This is a genomic window from Nocardiopsis sp. iso_237 (genome assembly GCF_056173345.1).
In genome coordinates, this window is sequence record NZ_CM149669.1 from 2,534,794 (window position 1) to 2,552,698 (window position 17,905).

The following is a 17,905-nucleotide window of genomic DNA, read 5'->3' on the forward strand; positions in this document are numbered from 1 at the left end:
AGGGCTCGTTCATGATGCTATGCGCGCATCTAGCATGCTGTGCGCTGCTAGAATCACACCATCGAATCATGCGCACCGACTCGTGATCCGCGCGTGAAAGACCCCCGGATCCGAAAGGCCTTCGCCATGACCTATACCCCCACCATCGATATCGACGACCTCGACGGTGTCACCGGCCAGGGCCTCTTCGCCACGATCTGCGCCCGCCGGGGCTGGACCGACGAGTACCTCACGGCCATCCAGTCCGACGAGCACGCCGCCCTCAAGGACATCGAGACGATGGTCGCCGTGCTCGAGGACGCCCGGGCCTTGGGGGCGAAGGTCGTCATCGCGCCCGACTTCGACATGGACGGCATCGCCTCCGGCGTCCTCGGCTATGCGGGACTCTCCGAGCTCGGCTTCGAAGTTGAACTGCATCTGCCCGACTACCGTCGCGGTCACGACCTGAGCCCGGAGGACATCGCCGAGATCCACGCGACCTGGCCCGATACGCGGGTGCTACTCACCTGCGACGGGGGAGTGAACTCCCACGAGGGCATCGCAGCGGCCAGGACGCTGGGGTGGACGACGCTGGTGACCGACCACCACGCCGAGCTCCCGCCCGGATCGAGCGCCGACGTCACCGTCGACCCTTGCCGTATCGATGAGACCTACGCGCTCAAGGGCATCTGCGGGGCCCATGTGCTCTACCAGGTAATCGAAGCTCATGCCGCCGCCCACCGTCCCGACAAGCTGTGGGAGGTCCGTCTGCTGCGGCTCTTCGCTGGCCTCGGCACCGTCTCCGACGTGATGCCGTTGCTGTATGAGAACCGTGGCCTCGTGCGCGACTCGCTTTCACTGGCCCGGCTGCTGTGGGTTTCGCCCCCGAAGACGATCCCCAACCGGTTCGGCGGCCTTGACCCCGATCTGGAGAGGATCGACGTTGATCGGGCCGTCCTGCTGCAGTTGCTGCGTGCAGACGACCACCACCCGGTCTTCCTCTCGGCCTTCGAAGGCTTCGCACTGCTACTCAAGGCCTTCACCCAGGCGGGCAAGATCCGCGAGGTCGACTCGATCGACGAGGGGCTCTACGGCTTCTACCTGGCACCGGCGATGAACTCGCCGCGGCGTATCGAGGCCCCGCTGGTCACCTGCTTCGAGGTCTTCACCGCCCCGACGCCCGAGGCCAAACTCGACGCGGCGCGGGCAGTCATCAAGGGCAACGAGCACCGCAAGGAGCTCACCGCAACCTACACCGAGGAGATCCTCGGTGCCGACCAGCCACTGATCCCCTGGGTCTACTTCTCCTCGGCCCCGGCGGGCATGTACGGACTGCTGGCCAACCAAATGATGCAGCGCACTGGCCACCCGGCCGTTGTCGTCACCCGGCCCGCGCGTCCCGACGAGTTCGTCTCCGGCTCCGGCCGGGCCCCAGAGTGGTTCGACATCATCTCCAGTCTCGAGCCGCACAAGGGCCTGTCGGCCATCGGCCACCGGCAGGCCTGTGGTGTCAAGGTCGAGCGCGCCGACCGGCTCACACAGCTGGCCCAGGTGCTGTCCGACGAGACTCGGCTGGCGAGGCTCCGGCTCGACACCGCAGCCTCGCCCGGCGACCTCGTCCTGGGCACCACCGCCGAGGCCGATGCCCCTCTGACCGACATGACCCCGCTCATTGAGCTCGTCGAGCGTATTGAGTCCCTCAAACCCTTCGGCCACGCCTTCGCTGAACCGCGGGTCGAGGTCGTGCTGCCCCCGGCCGACCTGCGCCTCGACCGCATCGGCTCCGACACCGACTGCTACCACGAGCGCACCCCGGGCAATGGGGTTGAGGGCGAGCGCGGCTGGTGGGTGTGCTTCCGGTGCAAGAAGCACCTGCGGGTGATCACCCGCGACGGCTTGGTCTGCCTGTGGTGGAACGCCGCGGACGAGCACGCCGAAGCTCTCTCGGCCAGGATCCGCGATGCCCAGCAGGACCCGGACACGGAGCCTCTTCGGTTCCTCGCCAAGCTGCAGCTCAACGAATTCGCGGGAGAAACCCGGGTCCAACTTGTCGTCGACGAGCAGCTGGCATGAAGGGGCAGGCCTGGCCATGGCCACAGCGTCGAATCCCGCAGACTCCCCGCCCCGGGCGGGGGCGCTCCTTTGGTGCCTGGCTGTCCCCGCCCTCGTCGTCGGTGCCTACATCGGCCTCGGGCTCGCCGCCGCTCGGCTCGTGGCTGACCCGATCACTGCGACAGTGGTCTTCGGCGCGGTGGTCACGCTCATCATCGGCCTCCTGCGCTGGAGACGCCTGACCTGGTTCGCGTACGAGCCAGCTCCAGACCTGCCGCGGAGCAGGAGCGGAGCCGTCCGGTTCTGGGCACGAGTAGCCGGTGCCGGGCTGCTGGCTTTCCTGGCCGGCCAGGCGATGGGGCTGTGGCTCTACCTCGGCTACGGCTCTCCGGGCTTCGAGGCCCAAGCCGTCTCCCGGCACTCCGCCGGCGCGATGGCGATCATCCTCGCCCTGTTCGTCTCCCCGCTCAGCGAGGAGGCCCTCTTCCGGGGAGTGCTCTACCCGTTGCTGCGCAGGCGAGTGGCGATCGTCGTCGCCGTGGCCATCCAGGCCGCGGCCTTCGCAATCATGCACGCCAACATCGTCCAGATCGCCTCAGTCCTGCCCCTGGCAGCGCTCTTAGCGATCGTCTACGAGCGTACCCACGGGCTCGTCCCCGTCGTCCTGGTCCACATCGGCTTCAACCTCGCCGCGGCTCTCGTACCGCCGTCCTGGCTGGGGGTCCTGGCCCATCCGCTGGCTGTGATGCCGCTGGGTTTGGCCTTTGGGCTCGTGCTCGCCGGTCTCGCCCGCAGCCGTTCTGCCTGAGGGCGGTCGGCATCCAAGACAAGTTCTACCTCCTCTCTACTCTCGGTGATGACCGAGTCTCTGTGCTTGGCGCACTCGCGCGCCAGGCTGCTCGGGGACTCGGTCGGACCGGGATGACCGGGTCATCCGGTCAGCGGGTGGGTGACTGAAAGTTGGTCATCAGTCATACTCGTGCAGAAAGGAGAGGACCATCATGGCTGTCATCGGACCCTGTGAGTACGACACGGACGGCAAGCTGCTGTGCCCCAGCGCATCCGCGATCGGTCGCGCCTACGTGAGCATGGACACCAGTATCGGCGGTGAAGACGTCGATGCCCTCACTCTCGACCGCGGGTACACGCACTACGCCGTGCTGAACTTCTACGCCAAGAGCCCCGAAGAAGCCGTGCGCCGAGGTAAGAATGGCTTGGCTCGGACGCTCAATCGCCTCGAATTCGAAACCGGCTTCCGAAAGATCAGCGTCCAGCGTTCTACGGGTCACATCCCGGTCAGTCGCAACTACGCGGTCACCTACAAGATTGTCTACGCCGTCGAGACCGACCTATCTTTCCAGGCCGTATCTCCCAGAGCGGGATTTTCCCGGGACGATGTGCCCCTGTAAGGCTTCAACCCCACGGACTTCGCCCCGTACTGAGATCCAGCGCCCGCAGTCCCCAGGGGCACGAAGAGGCCGGAGGTCCCCTTCCCACAGGGAAGACCTCCGGCCTCTTTCCGTTTTGCGTTCCTGTGTGACAACCACACGGATGTGAGGGCTGAACAACCCCCTTCACTCAATCTCAACTCTAACAGAGTACCAATTCCCCCGTGTGATTACTCGACTGGCCCCGAAAATCATAGATCATGCGCATCGCTCCGGCTTGGATGATGGGTTGATCGTACATTCATGCACTCGGCATGTACCACTTCCTCTGGTACATCCATCATTCATGCTCTGGCCTGGTCAAACGTTTCTTTCGAAGGAGCTCTCTGGGGGGTATGTACCACACCGAATTGTCGCCGCGGTACATCCGTTCGTGCAGGTCGAGGTCGGGATTCAGCATGTTGTACCACGTGCGCCAGACTTTTCTCACTCTCTTATAAGGGTGTGTCGGCATCGGGTCGGTGGAGATTCGGGGGGGTCTCACGCGTATTACTTTATGTTAATCATGTGGTACAAGTGGTACAGAGGGTATATAAAGATCCTTGGCCTGGGCAACCGGATGTACCACATCAAAGACAAGAAATGGTACGCGTGGTACAGAACCCCCTCGCGCCCTCCTTCTGACCTGGGTAAACGGATGCACCGTGGTCTGGTACAAGGTTTCTGAACCCCCAGGGGGTACCCCCCTCTCGGTGCCCCTGTCGCCGATTCCTCGCCGAGAGATCTCCGTCGCGCCCTTCTGACCTGTTGCAGGCGGCTCACGCCGCCTCCGGGCTGGTGATGCACGAGAAGCCACCGCTCGCGTCCGGGCATCCGCGTCCGGCCTCGGCTCCCAGGGGCTTCTCGTGGGGGTGGATCAGTTCCGGCTGGTGCTCGGCGCGCCGCAGCTCGAGCATCCACTGGCCATCCCCCCCATCATTCAATGCGTTGAAGAAGATGATTTTGATGGCATAGTGTCGGCATTGCGTTCCATTCGATCACGAGACTCATCGGCTTCCCACGCCATCGCCGGTAGGTCTCGCCCGCCAGGGAGACAACCTCATGACGACTCCTGACCAGAGCGCATCTGCATCAGCCGACAACGCGGTTCACGACGTCGAGTCCACCCTCGACACGATCAAGGCCCACTTCGCGGGCACCCAGGCCATCGCCCCGTTCAACCAGGTGATCAGCTTCGTCACTGAGGCCTACCTCGCGGATCTCGACCTTGACCGACCACCCAGGCCAGCAGCCTTGGAGCAGCAGCTGCTGGCCATCGTCAACAATGTCGTCATCGGCGAGAACACCAAGACCAAGATTCAGGCCATGAAGCTACCCGTGGCCAAGCACCTGACCCCCTGGCAGATCGCCCAGGCCCTCCTGCGCCTTCACCACCTCAAACGCATCACCCCCTCCGACAAGGACACCGACCGGGAGTACGACCTGTTGGCGATGTACCAGTCCTCGGGTCCAGGCCGCGGGACCTACACGGTCAGCGAGGACGACATCCGGATGAAGGCCCGCCGCTACCACGCCAGCCTGACCCTCAACGACTTCAAGGAGGTCATGGCCGTGCTCAAGGAGGACGCGCCCCGGACGACCCAGTGCCTGCACCGCGACCTCATCGCCGTCGGCAACGGCGTCTTTCACTACGGCAGCGAGCCCACCCTGGCCACCATCGGCGGCGAGAGCTTCGCCTTCGAGCCCAAGGCTCTCCACCCTTTCGACCCTGCCCTGGTCTTCCTGGCTAAGTGCCACGTCGACTACGTCGCCGACGCGACAAATCCGGCTTTCACTGACCCCCTCGACGGCTCGAGTTGGGACATCGTGTCCTGGGTCGCCGAGCTCACAGATGACGAGGGCGTGGCAGACCTGCTGTGGGAGATCGTCGGCGCGATCATCCGCCCGCACGTGCGGTGGAACAAGACCGCGTGGTTCTACTCGGAACAGGGCAACAACGGCAAGGGCACACTCTGCGCGCTCATGCGCAACCTGTGCGGACCGCGCTCGCACACCTCGATCCCGCTGGCCGACTTCGGCAAGAACTTCGCCCTCGAGCCACTGGTGCGAGCCAACGCGATCATCGTTGACGAAAACGACGTCGGGACCTTCATTGACAAGGCCGCCAACCTCAAGGCAGTCGTCACCGGCGACGTCATCCAGATCGACCGGAAGTACCGGATGCCGATCGCATACCAGTTCTTCGGCTTCATGGTCCAGTGTCTGAATGAATTCCCGCGCGTGAAGGACAAATCCGAGTCGTTTTACCGTCGGCAGCTGTTCGTCCCCTTCATGAAGTCCTTCACCGGCGTCGAGAAGCGCCACATCAAGGACGACTTCCTCCAGCGGAAGGAAGTCCTCGAGTACGCGCTCTGGCACGTCCTCAACATCGCCGGTACCTCCGAGTACAAGACCCCCGGCAGCGTCGACGTCCCTGGCAGCTACTACGAACTGGCCGAGCCGCCAGCGACCAAGGTCGTCCTCGCCGAGTACAAGGAGGCCAACGACCCGGTGAGGGCGTTCTGGGAGGAGTTCAGGGAGCGCTTCGCCTGGGACCTGCTGCCGTTCACGTTCCTCTACGACCTGTACAAGGTGTGGTTCGTCTCGGTCTCGCCATCGGGCTCACCGGTCTCGAGGCAGCAGTTCGTCACCGACTTGGTGGCGATCGTGCGCTCGGACACCGAGTGGCACTGCCCGGACAAGAACCGCAAGATCCGCCCGGGCAAGCCCGACACCGGCCTGATGAGCGAGCCGGAGACCCTCATCGCCGAGTTCGATCTCAAAGCCTGGAAGCAGCCTGGCTACATCGGCACGGACCCGACCAAGGCCTCCCGCCCCCTGCTCAAGCCCAACTACCGCGGGCTCCTTCGCCAGACCGTCGCCGGTGACCAGGACGCTCAGGGCTGAGCCGGGACCCCGTGAGCGCTCGGAGGCCACGCCCGCGCGCTCCGCACACCGGCTCTAAACCGGGCCTACGTAGAACCGGCCTCGGAGCCGCACCGAGAAGAAAGGCACACCCCTCATGACCACCGAGAGGACGCCCAACACCGCTGAGCAATCGCTGTTCACCTTCTACGACATCGAGTCGCTGGCCAATGTCTTCAGCCTCGTCGCCTACACGCCATATCCCGATGGCACGGGCAGCGTCGAGGTCTTCTACCTCGTCGACGACGCGGGTGACGGCACCAACCTCGCAGACGCGATCCACCACCAGGCCCTCGGTCAACGGCTCTTCGCAGCCAACCCGGGCCTGCCTGCCTTTCCCTCAACCGCAGTGACCTTCTTCGACCTACGGGCCGAGGCCAGCAACGTCCGGCTCGCCAAGATCGTCGGTCTCTCCGACGCAGGCCAGGTCAACGACCCGGCCGAGCCATCGTCTTACCCGGCGGGTCTGCGCCCGGTGTGCGACACCGACGCCGAGTATGACCCCGCAGTCCATCCGTTCCTCGCCGGGTACAACTCGACGAACTACGACACGACGATGCTCGCCCTCTATCTGCACGAGGCTTTCCAGGCCCCCGAGTGCGACGTTTTCCGTCCGACCACGGCCGCCGAAATGCGCGCGCACAACGACCGACTCTTCAGCGACGACATCATCGAGTACATGCCCAGGTACCTGGGCTGGGACTCCACGCCCGCGAGGATCCGTCAGGCGATGCTCCACTCCGGTCGCCACATCGACGTCGCCCGCCTCAACGAGCTGCAGTGGAAGGTTCCGCTCAAAGGATTGCTCGGACTTCTCGGCCGCCAGATCAAGGAGTCCGACCGGCTGTCCCACAACACGACGCTGACCGAGCTCGACGACCTCTACGAGCTGCTGGCCTACAATGTCTCGGACTGCCTGGGCCTGGCCCAGCTGTTCAAGGAACCGACCTACTCCTCGACGTTCGACCTCAAGGTCGGCCTGCTCGCCGAGTACCCGGAGACCGTCTACGAGAAGGACTGTCGCACCGGCAAGCCAGCGATCGACCCGGCCCGGGTCCGCCGCAATCGGCTGACTATCGACTCGACCTCGGCGAAGTTCGTTGGCCTCATCCTCTCGCCCTACGGCAAGCTCCAGGACATTCCCACGGTGTCCTTCAAGTACCCGGCGAAGTCGGTGGCCGATGAGCAGGGCATCGACCAGGTCGACGTGCTCGCCCAGTGCCAGCGCTTCTTCGAGGGCGAGGTCGCCCCCGATCGGTCGACGAATCCCGACCAGGCCAAAGCCCACCGGCAGTTCATGGACGTCGTTGCCTACTACCGGTCGATCGAGGGCGAGAACTTCAACGACTCCGACGAGTACCGCAGGGTCCACGGAGACCGCGAGGCCAAGGTCCTCAAGGAGATCCCGAAGCTGCCGAACAACCTGCCCTACTTCGACGCCGCTGGCAGGCCGACCTCGTGTTTCGCCACTTTCTCCACCGGTGGTATCCACGGGGCCGAGGCGGACATGAGGGCCTTCGCCGCCGACAAGCTCGCCCACGCCGAGGCGTGGAACATGCTTCTGCGCGCGCGGTCGGCCTTTCCCGACCCGCTCGACTTCCGCGCCGAGGCCAAGCGCCAGCAAGAACTGTTGACGCTGCCCGACGGTTCCCATGTGACCAAGTCGCTGGTTGTCAGCGGCAGCAAGTGGCGCAAGCCGAAGAAGGGCGACGCCGTCCAGAACGAGCAGCTGACCCGCGCCCAGGAGCAGGTCGCCGACCTCAAGAAGCTGCTGGCCACCCAGCGGCCTAAAGCTGAGGAGCTCGACGTCGTCCTACCCACCGGGGAGATGCTTCTCGGCAAGACCGTGCTGGCCAAGCAGACGCTGTCGGGGGCGACCTACCGCGACGTCCCCGCGGCCAGGCCGCCGGGCCTGTTCGTCGAGAACAAGAAGAGTCCCGGCGACCACTCGACCCGGCTCGACTCCAAGTACACCCGGACCTCGGCCGGCCACGTCATCCACGAGGACTTCAGCTCCTACTACCCGAACCTCCTGCGCAACATGAGGGCGTTCTGGAACCCGGACCTCGGTGAGGACCGCTACGCCAAGATCTTCTTCGACAAGGAGCGCTATGGGAAGCAGATGAAGGCCCCGGGTACCAGCCCGGAGGAGAAGACGCGGCTGAATACCCTGCGCAACGGGACGAAGCTCATCCTTAACTCGGCCTCCGGTGCCGGGGACACGACCTTCGGGAACTCGCCGATCCGGATGAACAACACCATCATCTCGATGCGCATCATCGGCCAGCTCTTCTCCTGGCGGATCGGCCAAGCCCAGACGCTGGCCGGGGCGCGGATCATCTCGACCAACACCGACGGCCTCTACTCAGTCGTCGACACCTCCGGCGTGCCAGGGACCTTCGACGCCGAGGTCAACAACAAAGTGCTCGCCGAGCAGCAAGCCGCGATCGGCATCGAGATCGAGCCCGAGCCGATGTTCCTCATCAGCAAGGACTCGAACAATCGCCTCGAGCTCGTCGAGCCAGAGAAGGAGAAATCGCCCGCGGATGCCCACGCCAACGTGGTCGAGGGAGCAGTCCTGAAGAGCCACAGCGGTCGCGCTGTCGGTCGCCTCTCGGTCGCCGACTGGGAGATCGACGCCGCGAGCGGAGGGACACTGGCCTGCCACGCCGGTCCCACCCCCGCAAAGAAGCTCGCTCATCCCGCAGTGACCGACTTCGCTCTCGCCCGCTACCTGCAGACGGTCGCCGCCAGGGGAGAGCGAGCCCTGGCGGATCCCTTCGACCCCGAGCTGGGGCGCAGGATCCTCCAGGAGGCCATCAGCCACGGGAACCAGGTGAAGACCCTGATGCTCTTCCAGAACATCATCACCGCCTCACGCGGTTCGATCACCTACCCCTTCGCCGTCGACCCGCTCGATCTGGGTGACGGAGACGCCGCCGACGAAGAACCGGCCCTAGTCAATCCGCAAGCCCTGCAGATGGTCAATCGGGTCTACGCCGTCAAGCACGGCACCTCCGGAGCCAAGAGTCTGCTGTCAGCCAGGGCAAGAGTCGTGGGCGTCGATTCGAAGGATCGGCGTCATGATCTGGGAGAAGCTCCCATCCGACGGGAAAAGGAGGCCCTGGGTATCCTGCGCGCCCACGGCTGGGCCGCTGACCGCTTGGAACAGAGCATGTCCGACGGGCTCACGCTCATCCCCGAAGACCGCGACGTCGTCGCCCAGCGCATCAACGGCATCGACCCCTCGTGGTCGATGACCGTGTGCAACGACGATCTGCGGACTCTCAGCGTGGACGAGCTCGACGACCTTATGGCCTCGCTCGACCTTGAAGTGTATCTGGGGATGCTCGATGCGACGTTCTCGAAGAACTGGAAGAACGCCACCTAGGACCCCCACCCGCGCGGTTGCCCAGGCCCCGTCAGCGATTCAACGTCGCTGACGGAATCCGCCCTGGTCATCGACATAGGCATTGCCACGAATCTTCTCTCCATGTAATCATCACACAATCGAGAGATTGGAAGGTGTTTCTCGGGTCAAGAGGTCATTGCTGAAAGGATCGACCATGTCCCATTCCATGCTGCCTGTATGGGCAGGCAACCCCAACGCCTCGTGAACCACTGTGAAGAAGGCTGTCCTCGGCCGCTCGAAGGTTCTGCACGTCCTCCTGGAGTTGCTGCGCAGGTACGAACCGCTCACCCACGACGAGGAGAGAGTGGCGCCTCGAAGCCCGGCCTGAGCCACGCCCGTCCCCAGGTAGGCGCGACGACGAAGGAGGAACCCATGGCCATCGCGGACCATGCAGTGCCGACCAACGACACCCGCACCGCCGAGAACGAGATCGAGACCTACCTGCTCCATGCCTGCCGAGCCGCCGGCTTCCTTTGCTGGAAGTTCACGAGTCCCGGCAGAGCGGGAGTACCCGACCGCGTTGTCATCACTCCACAGGCCACGGTCTTCGTGGAGGTCAAGCGCCCTGGCGGACACCTTCGCCGCCTCCAACGGGCGATCAGGGCCAAGATGCTCCACGCCGGTGCGGTCGTCTACGTCGTCGATGACCGGCCCGCCGTCGATGCCCTCGTCACCGAATTGGCAGTCGACTGACCACCCAGATTCGAAGGATCAACACCCGCATGACAACCCCCTCACCTGTGGTACGGCTCCCCCTGACCAAATACCCCTCCACCGCGTGCACCATCGCCGCTCACAAGGAGGGCGGGCTCTGATGTCGAAGAAGCGGACCAAATTCGGCCGGCTCACCCACCGCGACCTCAGGGCCTTTGACCAAAGGGCCACAGAACTCGTCCTCGCCGCGATGGACGTCGGCTGCACCGGGCGCGTCTCGTCCAAGGGACACGCCATCCTGCACAACAGCGCCGGCCAGACCATGTCGGTGCCGCCCACCTCGGTTTCCCTCAACCGCTCGGCCCAGAACGCCGCCGCCGATTTCAAGAGATTCCTCGAGGGCCACGTGAACCAGGCAGAGGTGTTGCCCACGCCAGCAGAACCCACCTCGCCGATCACGGTCGTCGACGCCCTCGATCGCTATGGCATGGCTTTCTCCAACTGGATGGACACCCACGGCGGAGGACTGAGCCCCAGGGACAAGGTCGAAGTCGTGCCCGCCGCGGACGGATCGACGTTGTTCTCCCTGCTGCCCGAGTCCGCTCCGACGCCGGTCGAGACACCCGCTGTAGAAGCCGAGGAAGTGGTGTACTCCGTGCCCGCCGTCGCCGAGGCCAATTCGGTGACTGGCAAGACCGTGCGCAACAGGCTGCTAGCCGTCGGATGCCGTGACGAGGACGGGCGGTACCGCGCGACGCCGAGCAAGCTGCGGCGCGCCGGCCTCAACGTGCCCTCTCTGGTCGAACCGAATCAGACGGCGAGGGCCGATGTCCAACAAGCCCTCTCCTCTGACGCTGATTCCGCCGAGATCCTCGACCAGATCCGCTCGCTCCTCGGCGAGGACCCACGCGTGCAGGCCCTCGAGGCCGAGAAGAAAGCGCTCTCCGACGAGGCGATGAGACAGGAACGCCGTGCAGTCGCTGCCGAGGAGCGCTGTGCCGAGATCGAAAAAGAACTCAGTGAGACCACCGCCCGGCTGGCGCTGGTAAAGGAGGCCTTCGAGGCCTAATGGTCGATCGATTCGTGTGCGGGCCAACGCTCGGGCGACGAGGCGCCGTGGGTGGCCCGCATCGGCGTCTCGACGAGTTCGAAGGACTTACCGCACCACGAAAGGAGGCCGACTATGGCCATCGCGCTCAAGCCGCACCAGCAGGAGACGGTTGACTTCATCACCAGCCGCCCGCACTGCGGTGTCTGGGTGGACATGGGTGGGGGCAAGACGCTATCGACCCTGGCAGCGCTCATGCAGCTCCGGCCGGTCGGCCACATCCTCGTCATCGCGCCCGTGGCGATCGCTCGGTCGACCTGGATCGAAGAGATCGAAAAGTGGCAGATTCCTATTCGTACCCGTTCACTCATCGTTGACGCCAACGATCGGAAGCTGAGCAAAGACGAGCGGCTCGCCCGCTTCGCTGAGATTGCCACTGATCCCCCATCGATGTACTTCATCAACCAGGAGATGCTCACCCAGTCATCCCATTCGCTCCGAGTGCTCGTCGCCGCTCCCGACACAGCCAGCTCCCTGCCGGTCTCATCCGAGGCGCAGATCGTGCTCGACCTGAGCCGGGCACTGGGCCCGCTGAAGCAGGATGAACTCATCGCAGCCGTGATCACCGAGGCCGCCGATCGCGGAGAGAAGCCACCGGCCAAGGCCCGTGTCGCCGCCTGGATCACGGAGCTGGTCAAGACCTCCCGCCTGGTGCGAGAGACCGTGGAGTGCCGCTCCTGCTCGGCCAAAGGTTGTCGTCAGTGCCGCTTCGGCCTCGTCGATCAGATGCTGCTTGACGAGCCCGAGCCCACCTGGCCGTTCCGCACCGTGATCATCGACGAGTCGCAGGGGTTCAAGTCTCATTCCTCAAGGCGGTTCCAGGCGCTCAAGGCCGTCCGCCCCGCCGTCGACCGCTTCATCGAGCTCACGGGTACGCCTGCGGCCAACGGGCTCGAGGGCCTGTGGTCGCAGATGTACCTCCTCGACGGAGGCGAGGCCCTTGGGCATAACATCACCGCCTTCCGCGACCGCTGGTTCACCCCGAAGATGGTCCCTGGCACGAACACCCCGGCCAAGTGGATGCCCAATCCCGGTGCCGAGGACGAGATCCACTGGGCCATCGGGCATCTGGTGATGAGCGCGGAGAATACCGGGCTCGACCTACCCGGTCGCATGATCGAGGACGTCACGGTTCGGCTCGCGCCGGACCTGATGGATGACTACCGGTCCTTCAAGCGCGAGCTCGTCCTCGACATCGTCAGCCAGAACCTGGTACCCCTCGCGCGCGAGGACTTCGACCAGTGGCTGGCCACGACTGCCCCCGATGCCCAGGCGATCCGCGCCGAGTTGTCGGGGTTGACGGGCGAGCGCCACGAGGACACGTATCAAGGCCACTTGCAGCACTTCCTCGACGCCAATCACGCGTCTCTGGTGACCACGGTCGTGGCTCAGAACGAGGCCGCGCTGACCTCGAAGCTTCTGCAGTTCGCCTCAGGCACGCTCTACACCGCTGACCCGGACGATCTGTCGACCAAGGGCCGTTACGAGGTCATTCACACCGCCAAGGCCGAGATGGCCGAGTACCTCATACGCAACAACGGCGGCTCTCCGGTGCTGCTGGCCTACCACTTCCGCTCCGACAAGGAGCAGCTGCTGGCCAGGCTGACCAAGGCTGGCATTGCCGCTGAGGAGTTCGACGGCTCGCGAACGATGATCCGCCGGTGGAACGCCGGTCAGGTCGCGGTGATGCTCGTCCACCCGGCATCAGCCGGCCATGGGCTCAATCTGCAGGACGGCGGCCACACCCTCATCTGGTACACCGTCCCGTTCAGCCTCGAGCACTACTTACAGACGAACAAGCGTCTCGACCGCCCCGGGCAGACGCGACCGGTGATCATCTACCGGCTGCTGACCAGAGACACTCATGACGATCGGATGCCCGGTGTCCTGGAGGAGAAGAGGAATACCCAGGACGCCTTGCTCGACGCGGTGTCGATGCAGCGCCGCGGTGACCCGAAGCTCGCCGCTCTCTGCGACGAGCTCGCCGACGACATCCGCGCCCTCGCCCCCGAATGAGCGGGGTATCGGCTCGGCCGACACAGCGGCCTCGACGTTGCCCAGGGGGCTGTGGCTCGCACGTCGCACGACGGCCCTGATCTGGACGCGAGGAGATGTCGAGCAGGTCGCTGACGTCGCCGCTCAAAGGTTCTCTGCACCGTCGGCGATGGCTGATCACGATCACGAAGAGTGTCCGTGCTGGTCGGGGTAGTTCCACGGCCTGAGGAGTTGTCTCGCTAGCTGACTGCCAGTGCAGCGGCCTCCCCGATGCCCTAAGCGCCGATGGACTCGGGATCGGACTCGTCGGCGACACGCTGACGCCGGGGCTCGTGACCTCGGCCGTCTCACGGCAGAACGCTGAGAGTTCACGTGACTGGTTGGCGTTCACGCGCACGGGTGAGCGGGCCGAACGCTTTGCACCGCTGCCCAGGGTCGATCTGCCACGTGGGCACCACTCCAGAACCTCATATCCGCGCGTTCGAAGACCCGGCTGCTCACCAGCGGCCGGGTCTTTCGCGCTTCGACCCAGAACAGGATGCCCACCCCATGACCAGGACCACAGCCGCAGCCCACCGCAGAGAAATCGCTCAGCTGCTGCGTGCCAACGCCGGACCCCGCCGCCTCCCCGAGGTCTTCGACAACTTCGTCGAGACGGCTGCCCTGACGCTGCGCAACGCCGCCGAGATCCGCCGGCGCGACGAACGGGAAGCGCGGTACCTCGCCATCGCCCACCGGTACTCGCGAGAGGAGCTGGATCGCTTCGCCCGCGCCCTGGCGTTGACCGCGCTGGCGATGGAGGTCGAGCCCGGCGACGTCCTCGGACGCCTCTACATGGAGCTCGAGCTCGGTAACGACCGTCTGGGCCAGGTCTACACACCGGGCGACGTCGCTCGGCTCATGGCCAGGATGACCATCGACGACATCGTCGACCAGGTGGCCATCCACGGGTTCGCCGAGTTTTACGAACCCGCCTGCGGGGCCGGTGCGTTCGTCGTCGCGGTGGCCGAGGAGATGGGCGCGCACGGGCTCGACCACCAGACCCAGCTGCACGTCACGGCCGAGGACCTCTCCCCGCAGGCCGTCCACATGATCTACATCCACCTGACGCTGCTCGGCGTCCCGGCGATCATCCGCCACCAGGACACCCTCACACGCGAGGTCTTCGGCACATGGCGGACTCCGGCCCACCTCCTTGGCGGATGGGGCTCGAGGCTGCAACGCCGGTCTGTCCCCGGCGTCAGTGAGGATACCGACCCAACATTGGCGACTGAGGAAGAGAAATGGTAAAGAGCATCACTCTCACACGATGGCAACTTGAGGAGTGGGCTGATCGCCCGCTCAGCGGTGACGACCTTGACCGGCTCGCTTCAGCGATCGTCAATTCCTCGATACCTGACGCTATCAACGAGATCGTCTCCGGATTCGACGACGGTGAAGACCCTGATGAGCGCGGTGAGATGTGACGGGCCCGCCTGACGGCGGGCGCGGGTCAGAGTCGATGGGAGCGGGCCGCCGGGCGTTCCGATCCCCTCGACTCTCGTTCGAGCGCATCCCAGCGAACAATCCGCGCTCCAGTGGCGGGCTTCGCTGTTCCTACTCATTCACTGCTCCACTTGAGGAGAAACGAAATGCCTATCGTCCTGGGCGGCCCTGAGTCCGTCCGCACCGAGTTGGCCAAAGTACCTTACGCTCACGACCTCACTCCCACCCAGGCCGAGCGTATCGCCGCGTTCAGCGATGCCCAGATCGACGACGCCATCCGTGCCGTCGTCGACGACTCCTTCTGGGAGGCCTACGACAACGTGCGCCGGGCCGCGATCGACCAGCTGACCTCCGACCCGCTGGTCTGCATCGCCTTCATGGAGGGCCAGTACTACGAAGACGCCGTCGAAGCTGCCAAGGACCGCGGGGGCTCACCCGAAGCTGTTGCCGAGCACTTGGCCCAGTGGGACCACGGCGAGGAGAACGAAGCCGCCACTGAGTTCAACGGCCGCACCGAGCTGGTTGAGCTCGAGGGTACCCCGCACCAGCTTGACGAGATCGACCACGGCGGCCTGCGCTACTGGCTGGAGGTCGACGACGGTCTGGGCTCTATGGCCTCTACCGCCGTCCCCTGCAGAGCTGATGAGGGCTGGCTGGTCGGCCAGGACGTGATCATGCCCGACGTAGCCCAGACCTATCGAGTCAACTTCCGCAGGCACGTGGCCTTCGCCTCAGACATCGGCTACGACGCTTTCGACGCTAGTTGCGGTTCCCGTCCCCGATGACAGTCGCGGGTCAGACCTGGCGACCGACCCAATGATTCTTCGAAGGAGACCCCTCTTATGTCCAAACCAACATGTCTGGACTGCTTCGGTCGCCCCGGGTGGGCCGCCGACGCCCCCAGGACCCGCGAGGAGCCCATTGACCGCTGCCGGACCTGCCTCGGCTCCGGCCATGACCACCGGTGCCCGTCGGTGCCAAAGGGTTTCTGGGCCCAGATCGAACATCAGCTCGCTCGCATCCGCGACCGGAGGGTATCCACCTTCGACCAGGTCCGCGCAGTGCTCCTCGACGAGTGCTACGACGCCATCATCGCCGAGTTCAACCGCAACTTCGTCCGCCGTTTCTCTATCGACCAGGCGTTCTTCGCCGGATCTGGGGGAGAGGAATCGCTGATAGAAGCCCTCAGCGAAGCTGGCTGGAAGATGACCGCGGGCGAGGCCTCCTACCACTACGTGATGGCCCACCCCGGCACTGACGAAATGCTCACGTACACCGAAGGGGATCTCGAGCGCAGTGGCGCCATGTTGCGCGGTTGATCAACCCATAGAGCGCCAGGGGTGCAGTCCATCGACACGGCGCTGTTCCCATGGCTCTTCGACTGCGCCCCGGCCCTCTCGCTCACTCCACGAAGGAATCAGCTGTGTCTCTCCGCATCGATGCCGTCCACAATCCCACCGTTTCGAAGACCACTGAAGCCGGGTTCGCCGAGGAGACCGGCGGCCAGTACAAAGGCGAACGTGACGACGAGATTCTCGTCCTCAGTTACGACGAGGTCGTGACGATCGAGGGCGATCTCGAGCAGTTCGCCCGCAACGTCTGGTCCGCAGTCTTCGGTCCGCAGCCGAATCCGCCCAATGGGGGGTATCTGCCCCTCGATCCCACCGAACCGCATCCCTGCCCGGTCGAGTACCTCGTGACCTGGGCCATCAATCAGGACGGCAAGTCGCCGATCGAGGCCGCGATCGCCGTCTGGCAGAAGTTCTTCCGCGGCGGCCCGCTCCAGCCCAGCGTTGACGAGATCTGCGTGTTCACCATTGTCGACGGTGACCGCCGGGTCGACATCGACCTCAGCGATGAGGGCTTCGCGCCCTACTTCGACTGAAAGCCATCTCACGTGCTTGGACACCGTCTTCGAACGCCTAGCCATTGGCATCAGCCACGACGGGCAGTCCCTCTTCGAGAAGGTCCCCTTCAGTGACCTGTCCCCGGGCGTGGTCGAGCGCGCTACGTCCCCACCCCCATCGACCCCCTGTTCACCCCGGCCGCAGTCTGACTGGACGAGCGCACCCAGGCCCCATGGTGACCCCACCTGTTCGCCAAAGGAAGGAGGGCCCCGTCATGGACCTGTACTTCGTGCACATCCCCGCCACCGGTACCGGGCCCGACCAAGCCCATGAACTGCTCGCACTGGTCTGCGACGAACAGGGCCGCCCCGGGGCCGGGATCGTGATGACGATGACCACGGCCGCCGCACGTCAGGTCGTCGATGAGCAGATCGGCGCGATCCGCTGGCACCAGGCCAGCGGGGAGTCCAGCCAGATCTACGTGAAACCGACGATGCGCCGCCGGGGGGTGGCGTCCGCGCTGTGGAGAACAGCGCGCAACCTGCACACCATGACTACCGGCGGACGCCCCTTGCGGATCTCGGGTCGCCGCACGGTCCTAGGTGACCTGCTGGCCCAGCGGGTGTGCGACCCGCCGCCGCCCCTGGACGAACTCGTCTTGCCCATGACCCCCCGAGAGGAGACAGCAGGCGCCGGGCAACACCAGCTGGCGCCCGACGACATCGCTGCGGCCGTGGACCGGTACCGCTACCTGGGTGTACCTGCGCGCCTGCTGCGCGCCTACTGCGCTCCCACTGTCGACCAGGCCTCGATCCAGCGCTCCCGCGCCCGACGACGATAAACCCGCCGCCTCATCCCTGCCGCTCTTGTCATTTTCCTCTGTGGAGGTAGCCACCCACGTTCCCATGCTCGCCGCCACGCGCTGCCCCAGACACCCTGGACTGTCGCTGCCAGGAGATCGCCCCGGCCTCCCAGCGCACCGCCCACCAGTAGGGTCCTATGCCAGGAGTGAGGCGACTGG

15 protein-coding genes are annotated in these 17,905 nt (G+C 65.0%); 14 read left to right on the forward strand and 1 reads right to left on the reverse strand.

Translation table 11 applies throughout. The features are described 5' to 3' along the window. Positions 1–126: 126 nt before the first annotated feature. The 3 genes from AC0VYM_RS11650 (at position 127) to AC0VYM_RS11660 (ending at position 3,440) form a co-directional block, all read left to right on the forward strand. The gene (locus tag AC0VYM_RS11650; RefSeq protein ID WP_475462068.1) at positions 127–2,052 is read left to right on the forward strand and encodes a DHH family phosphoesterase; all 1,926 of its coding nucleotides are present in this window, start codon (positions 127–129) and stop codon (positions 2,050–2,052) included. A gap of 16 nt (positions 2,053–2,068) precedes the next feature. Continuing rightward, positions 2,069–2,839 carry a lysostaphin resistance A-like protein gene (locus AC0VYM_RS11655; RefSeq protein WP_475462070.1) on the forward strand — a complete coding sequence of 257 codons (771 nt, stop codon included), beginning with the start codon at positions 2,069–2,071 and terminating at the stop codon, positions 2,837–2,839. A gap of 193 nt (positions 2,840–3,032) precedes the next feature. Further along, complete coding sequence (locus tag AC0VYM_RS11660; RefSeq protein ID WP_475462071.1) at positions 3,033–3,440, forward strand: hypothetical protein; 408 nt, start codon at positions 3,033–3,035, stop codon at positions 3,438–3,440. 797 nt (positions 3,441–4,237) lie between these two features. Here AC0VYM_RS11660 and AC0VYM_RS11665 read toward each other — a convergent pair. Next, positions 4,238–4,375 (reverse strand): hypothetical protein, encoded by a 138-nt coding sequence (locus tag AC0VYM_RS11665; RefSeq protein ID WP_475462073.1) that lies wholly within the window; start codon positions 4,373–4,375, stop codon positions 4,238–4,240. Positions 4,376–4,520: 145 nt separating this feature from the next. Here AC0VYM_RS11665 and AC0VYM_RS11670 point away from each other — a divergent pair, with 145 nt between their 5' ends. From AC0VYM_RS11670 to AC0VYM_RS11720, 11 genes are all read left to right on the forward strand, one after another. Continuing rightward, on the forward strand, positions 4,521–6,365 hold the full coding sequence (locus tag AC0VYM_RS11670) for a DNA primase family protein (RefSeq protein WP_475462074.1): 1,845 nt from the start codon (positions 4,521–4,523) through the stop codon (positions 6,363–6,365). A gap of 115 nt (positions 6,366–6,480) precedes the next feature. Next, the gene (locus tag AC0VYM_RS11675; protein ID WP_475462076.1) at positions 6,481–9,774 is read left to right on the forward strand and encodes a hypothetical protein; all 3,294 of its coding nucleotides are present in this window, start codon (positions 6,481–6,483) and stop codon (positions 9,772–9,774) included. 393 nt (positions 9,775–10,167) lie between these two features. Beyond that, a complete protein-coding gene (locus AC0VYM_RS11680; RefSeq protein ID WP_475462077.1) occupies positions 10,168–10,488 on the forward strand; it encodes a PDDEXK family nuclease in 321 nt (106 codons plus the stop codon). 121 nt (positions 10,489–10,609) lie between these two features. Continuing rightward, complete coding sequence (locus AC0VYM_RS11685) at positions 10,610–11,518, forward strand: hypothetical protein (protein ID WP_475462079.1); 909 nt, start codon at positions 10,610–10,612, stop codon at positions 11,516–11,518. A 114-nt stretch (positions 11,519–11,632) separates the two neighbouring features. Beyond that, entirely contained in the window at positions 11,633–13,573 is a 1,941-nt protein-coding gene (locus AC0VYM_RS11690; RefSeq protein WP_475462081.1) for a hypothetical protein, read from the forward strand. 528 nt (positions 13,574–14,101) lie between these two features. Next, a complete protein-coding gene (locus tag AC0VYM_RS11695; RefSeq protein ID WP_475462083.1) occupies positions 14,102–14,842 on the forward strand; it encodes an N-6 DNA methylase in 741 nt (246 codons plus the stop codon). Further along, positions 14,836–15,018, forward strand: a complete 183-nt coding sequence (locus AC0VYM_RS11700) for a hypothetical protein (protein WP_475462084.1) — start codon at positions 14,836–14,838, stop codon at positions 15,016–15,018. Before AC0VYM_RS11695 ends, AC0VYM_RS11700 begins: the two co-directional genes overlap by 7 nt. Positions 15,019–15,183: 165 nt before the next feature. Continuing rightward, positions 15,184–15,822 (forward strand): hypothetical protein, encoded by a 639-nt coding sequence (locus AC0VYM_RS11705; RefSeq protein WP_475462086.1) that lies wholly within the window; start codon positions 15,184–15,186, stop codon positions 15,820–15,822. Positions 15,823–15,879: 57 nt separating this feature from the next. Further along, positions 15,880–16,356: a hypothetical protein gene (locus AC0VYM_RS11710; RefSeq protein ID WP_475462088.1), complete on the forward strand. Its 477-nt coding sequence runs from the start codon at positions 15,880–15,882 to the stop codon at positions 16,354–16,356. Positions 16,357–16,460: 104 nt separating this feature from the next. Next, positions 16,461–16,922 carry a hypothetical protein gene (locus tag AC0VYM_RS11715; RefSeq protein WP_475462090.1) on the forward strand — a complete coding sequence of 154 codons (462 nt, stop codon included), beginning with the start codon at positions 16,461–16,463 and terminating at the stop codon, positions 16,920–16,922. A 236-nt stretch (positions 16,923–17,158) separates the two neighbouring features. Then, entirely contained in the window at positions 17,159–17,725 is a 567-nt protein-coding gene (locus AC0VYM_RS11720; RefSeq protein WP_475462091.1) for a GNAT family N-acetyltransferase, read from the forward strand. Positions 17,726–17,905: the final 180 nt, after the last annotated feature.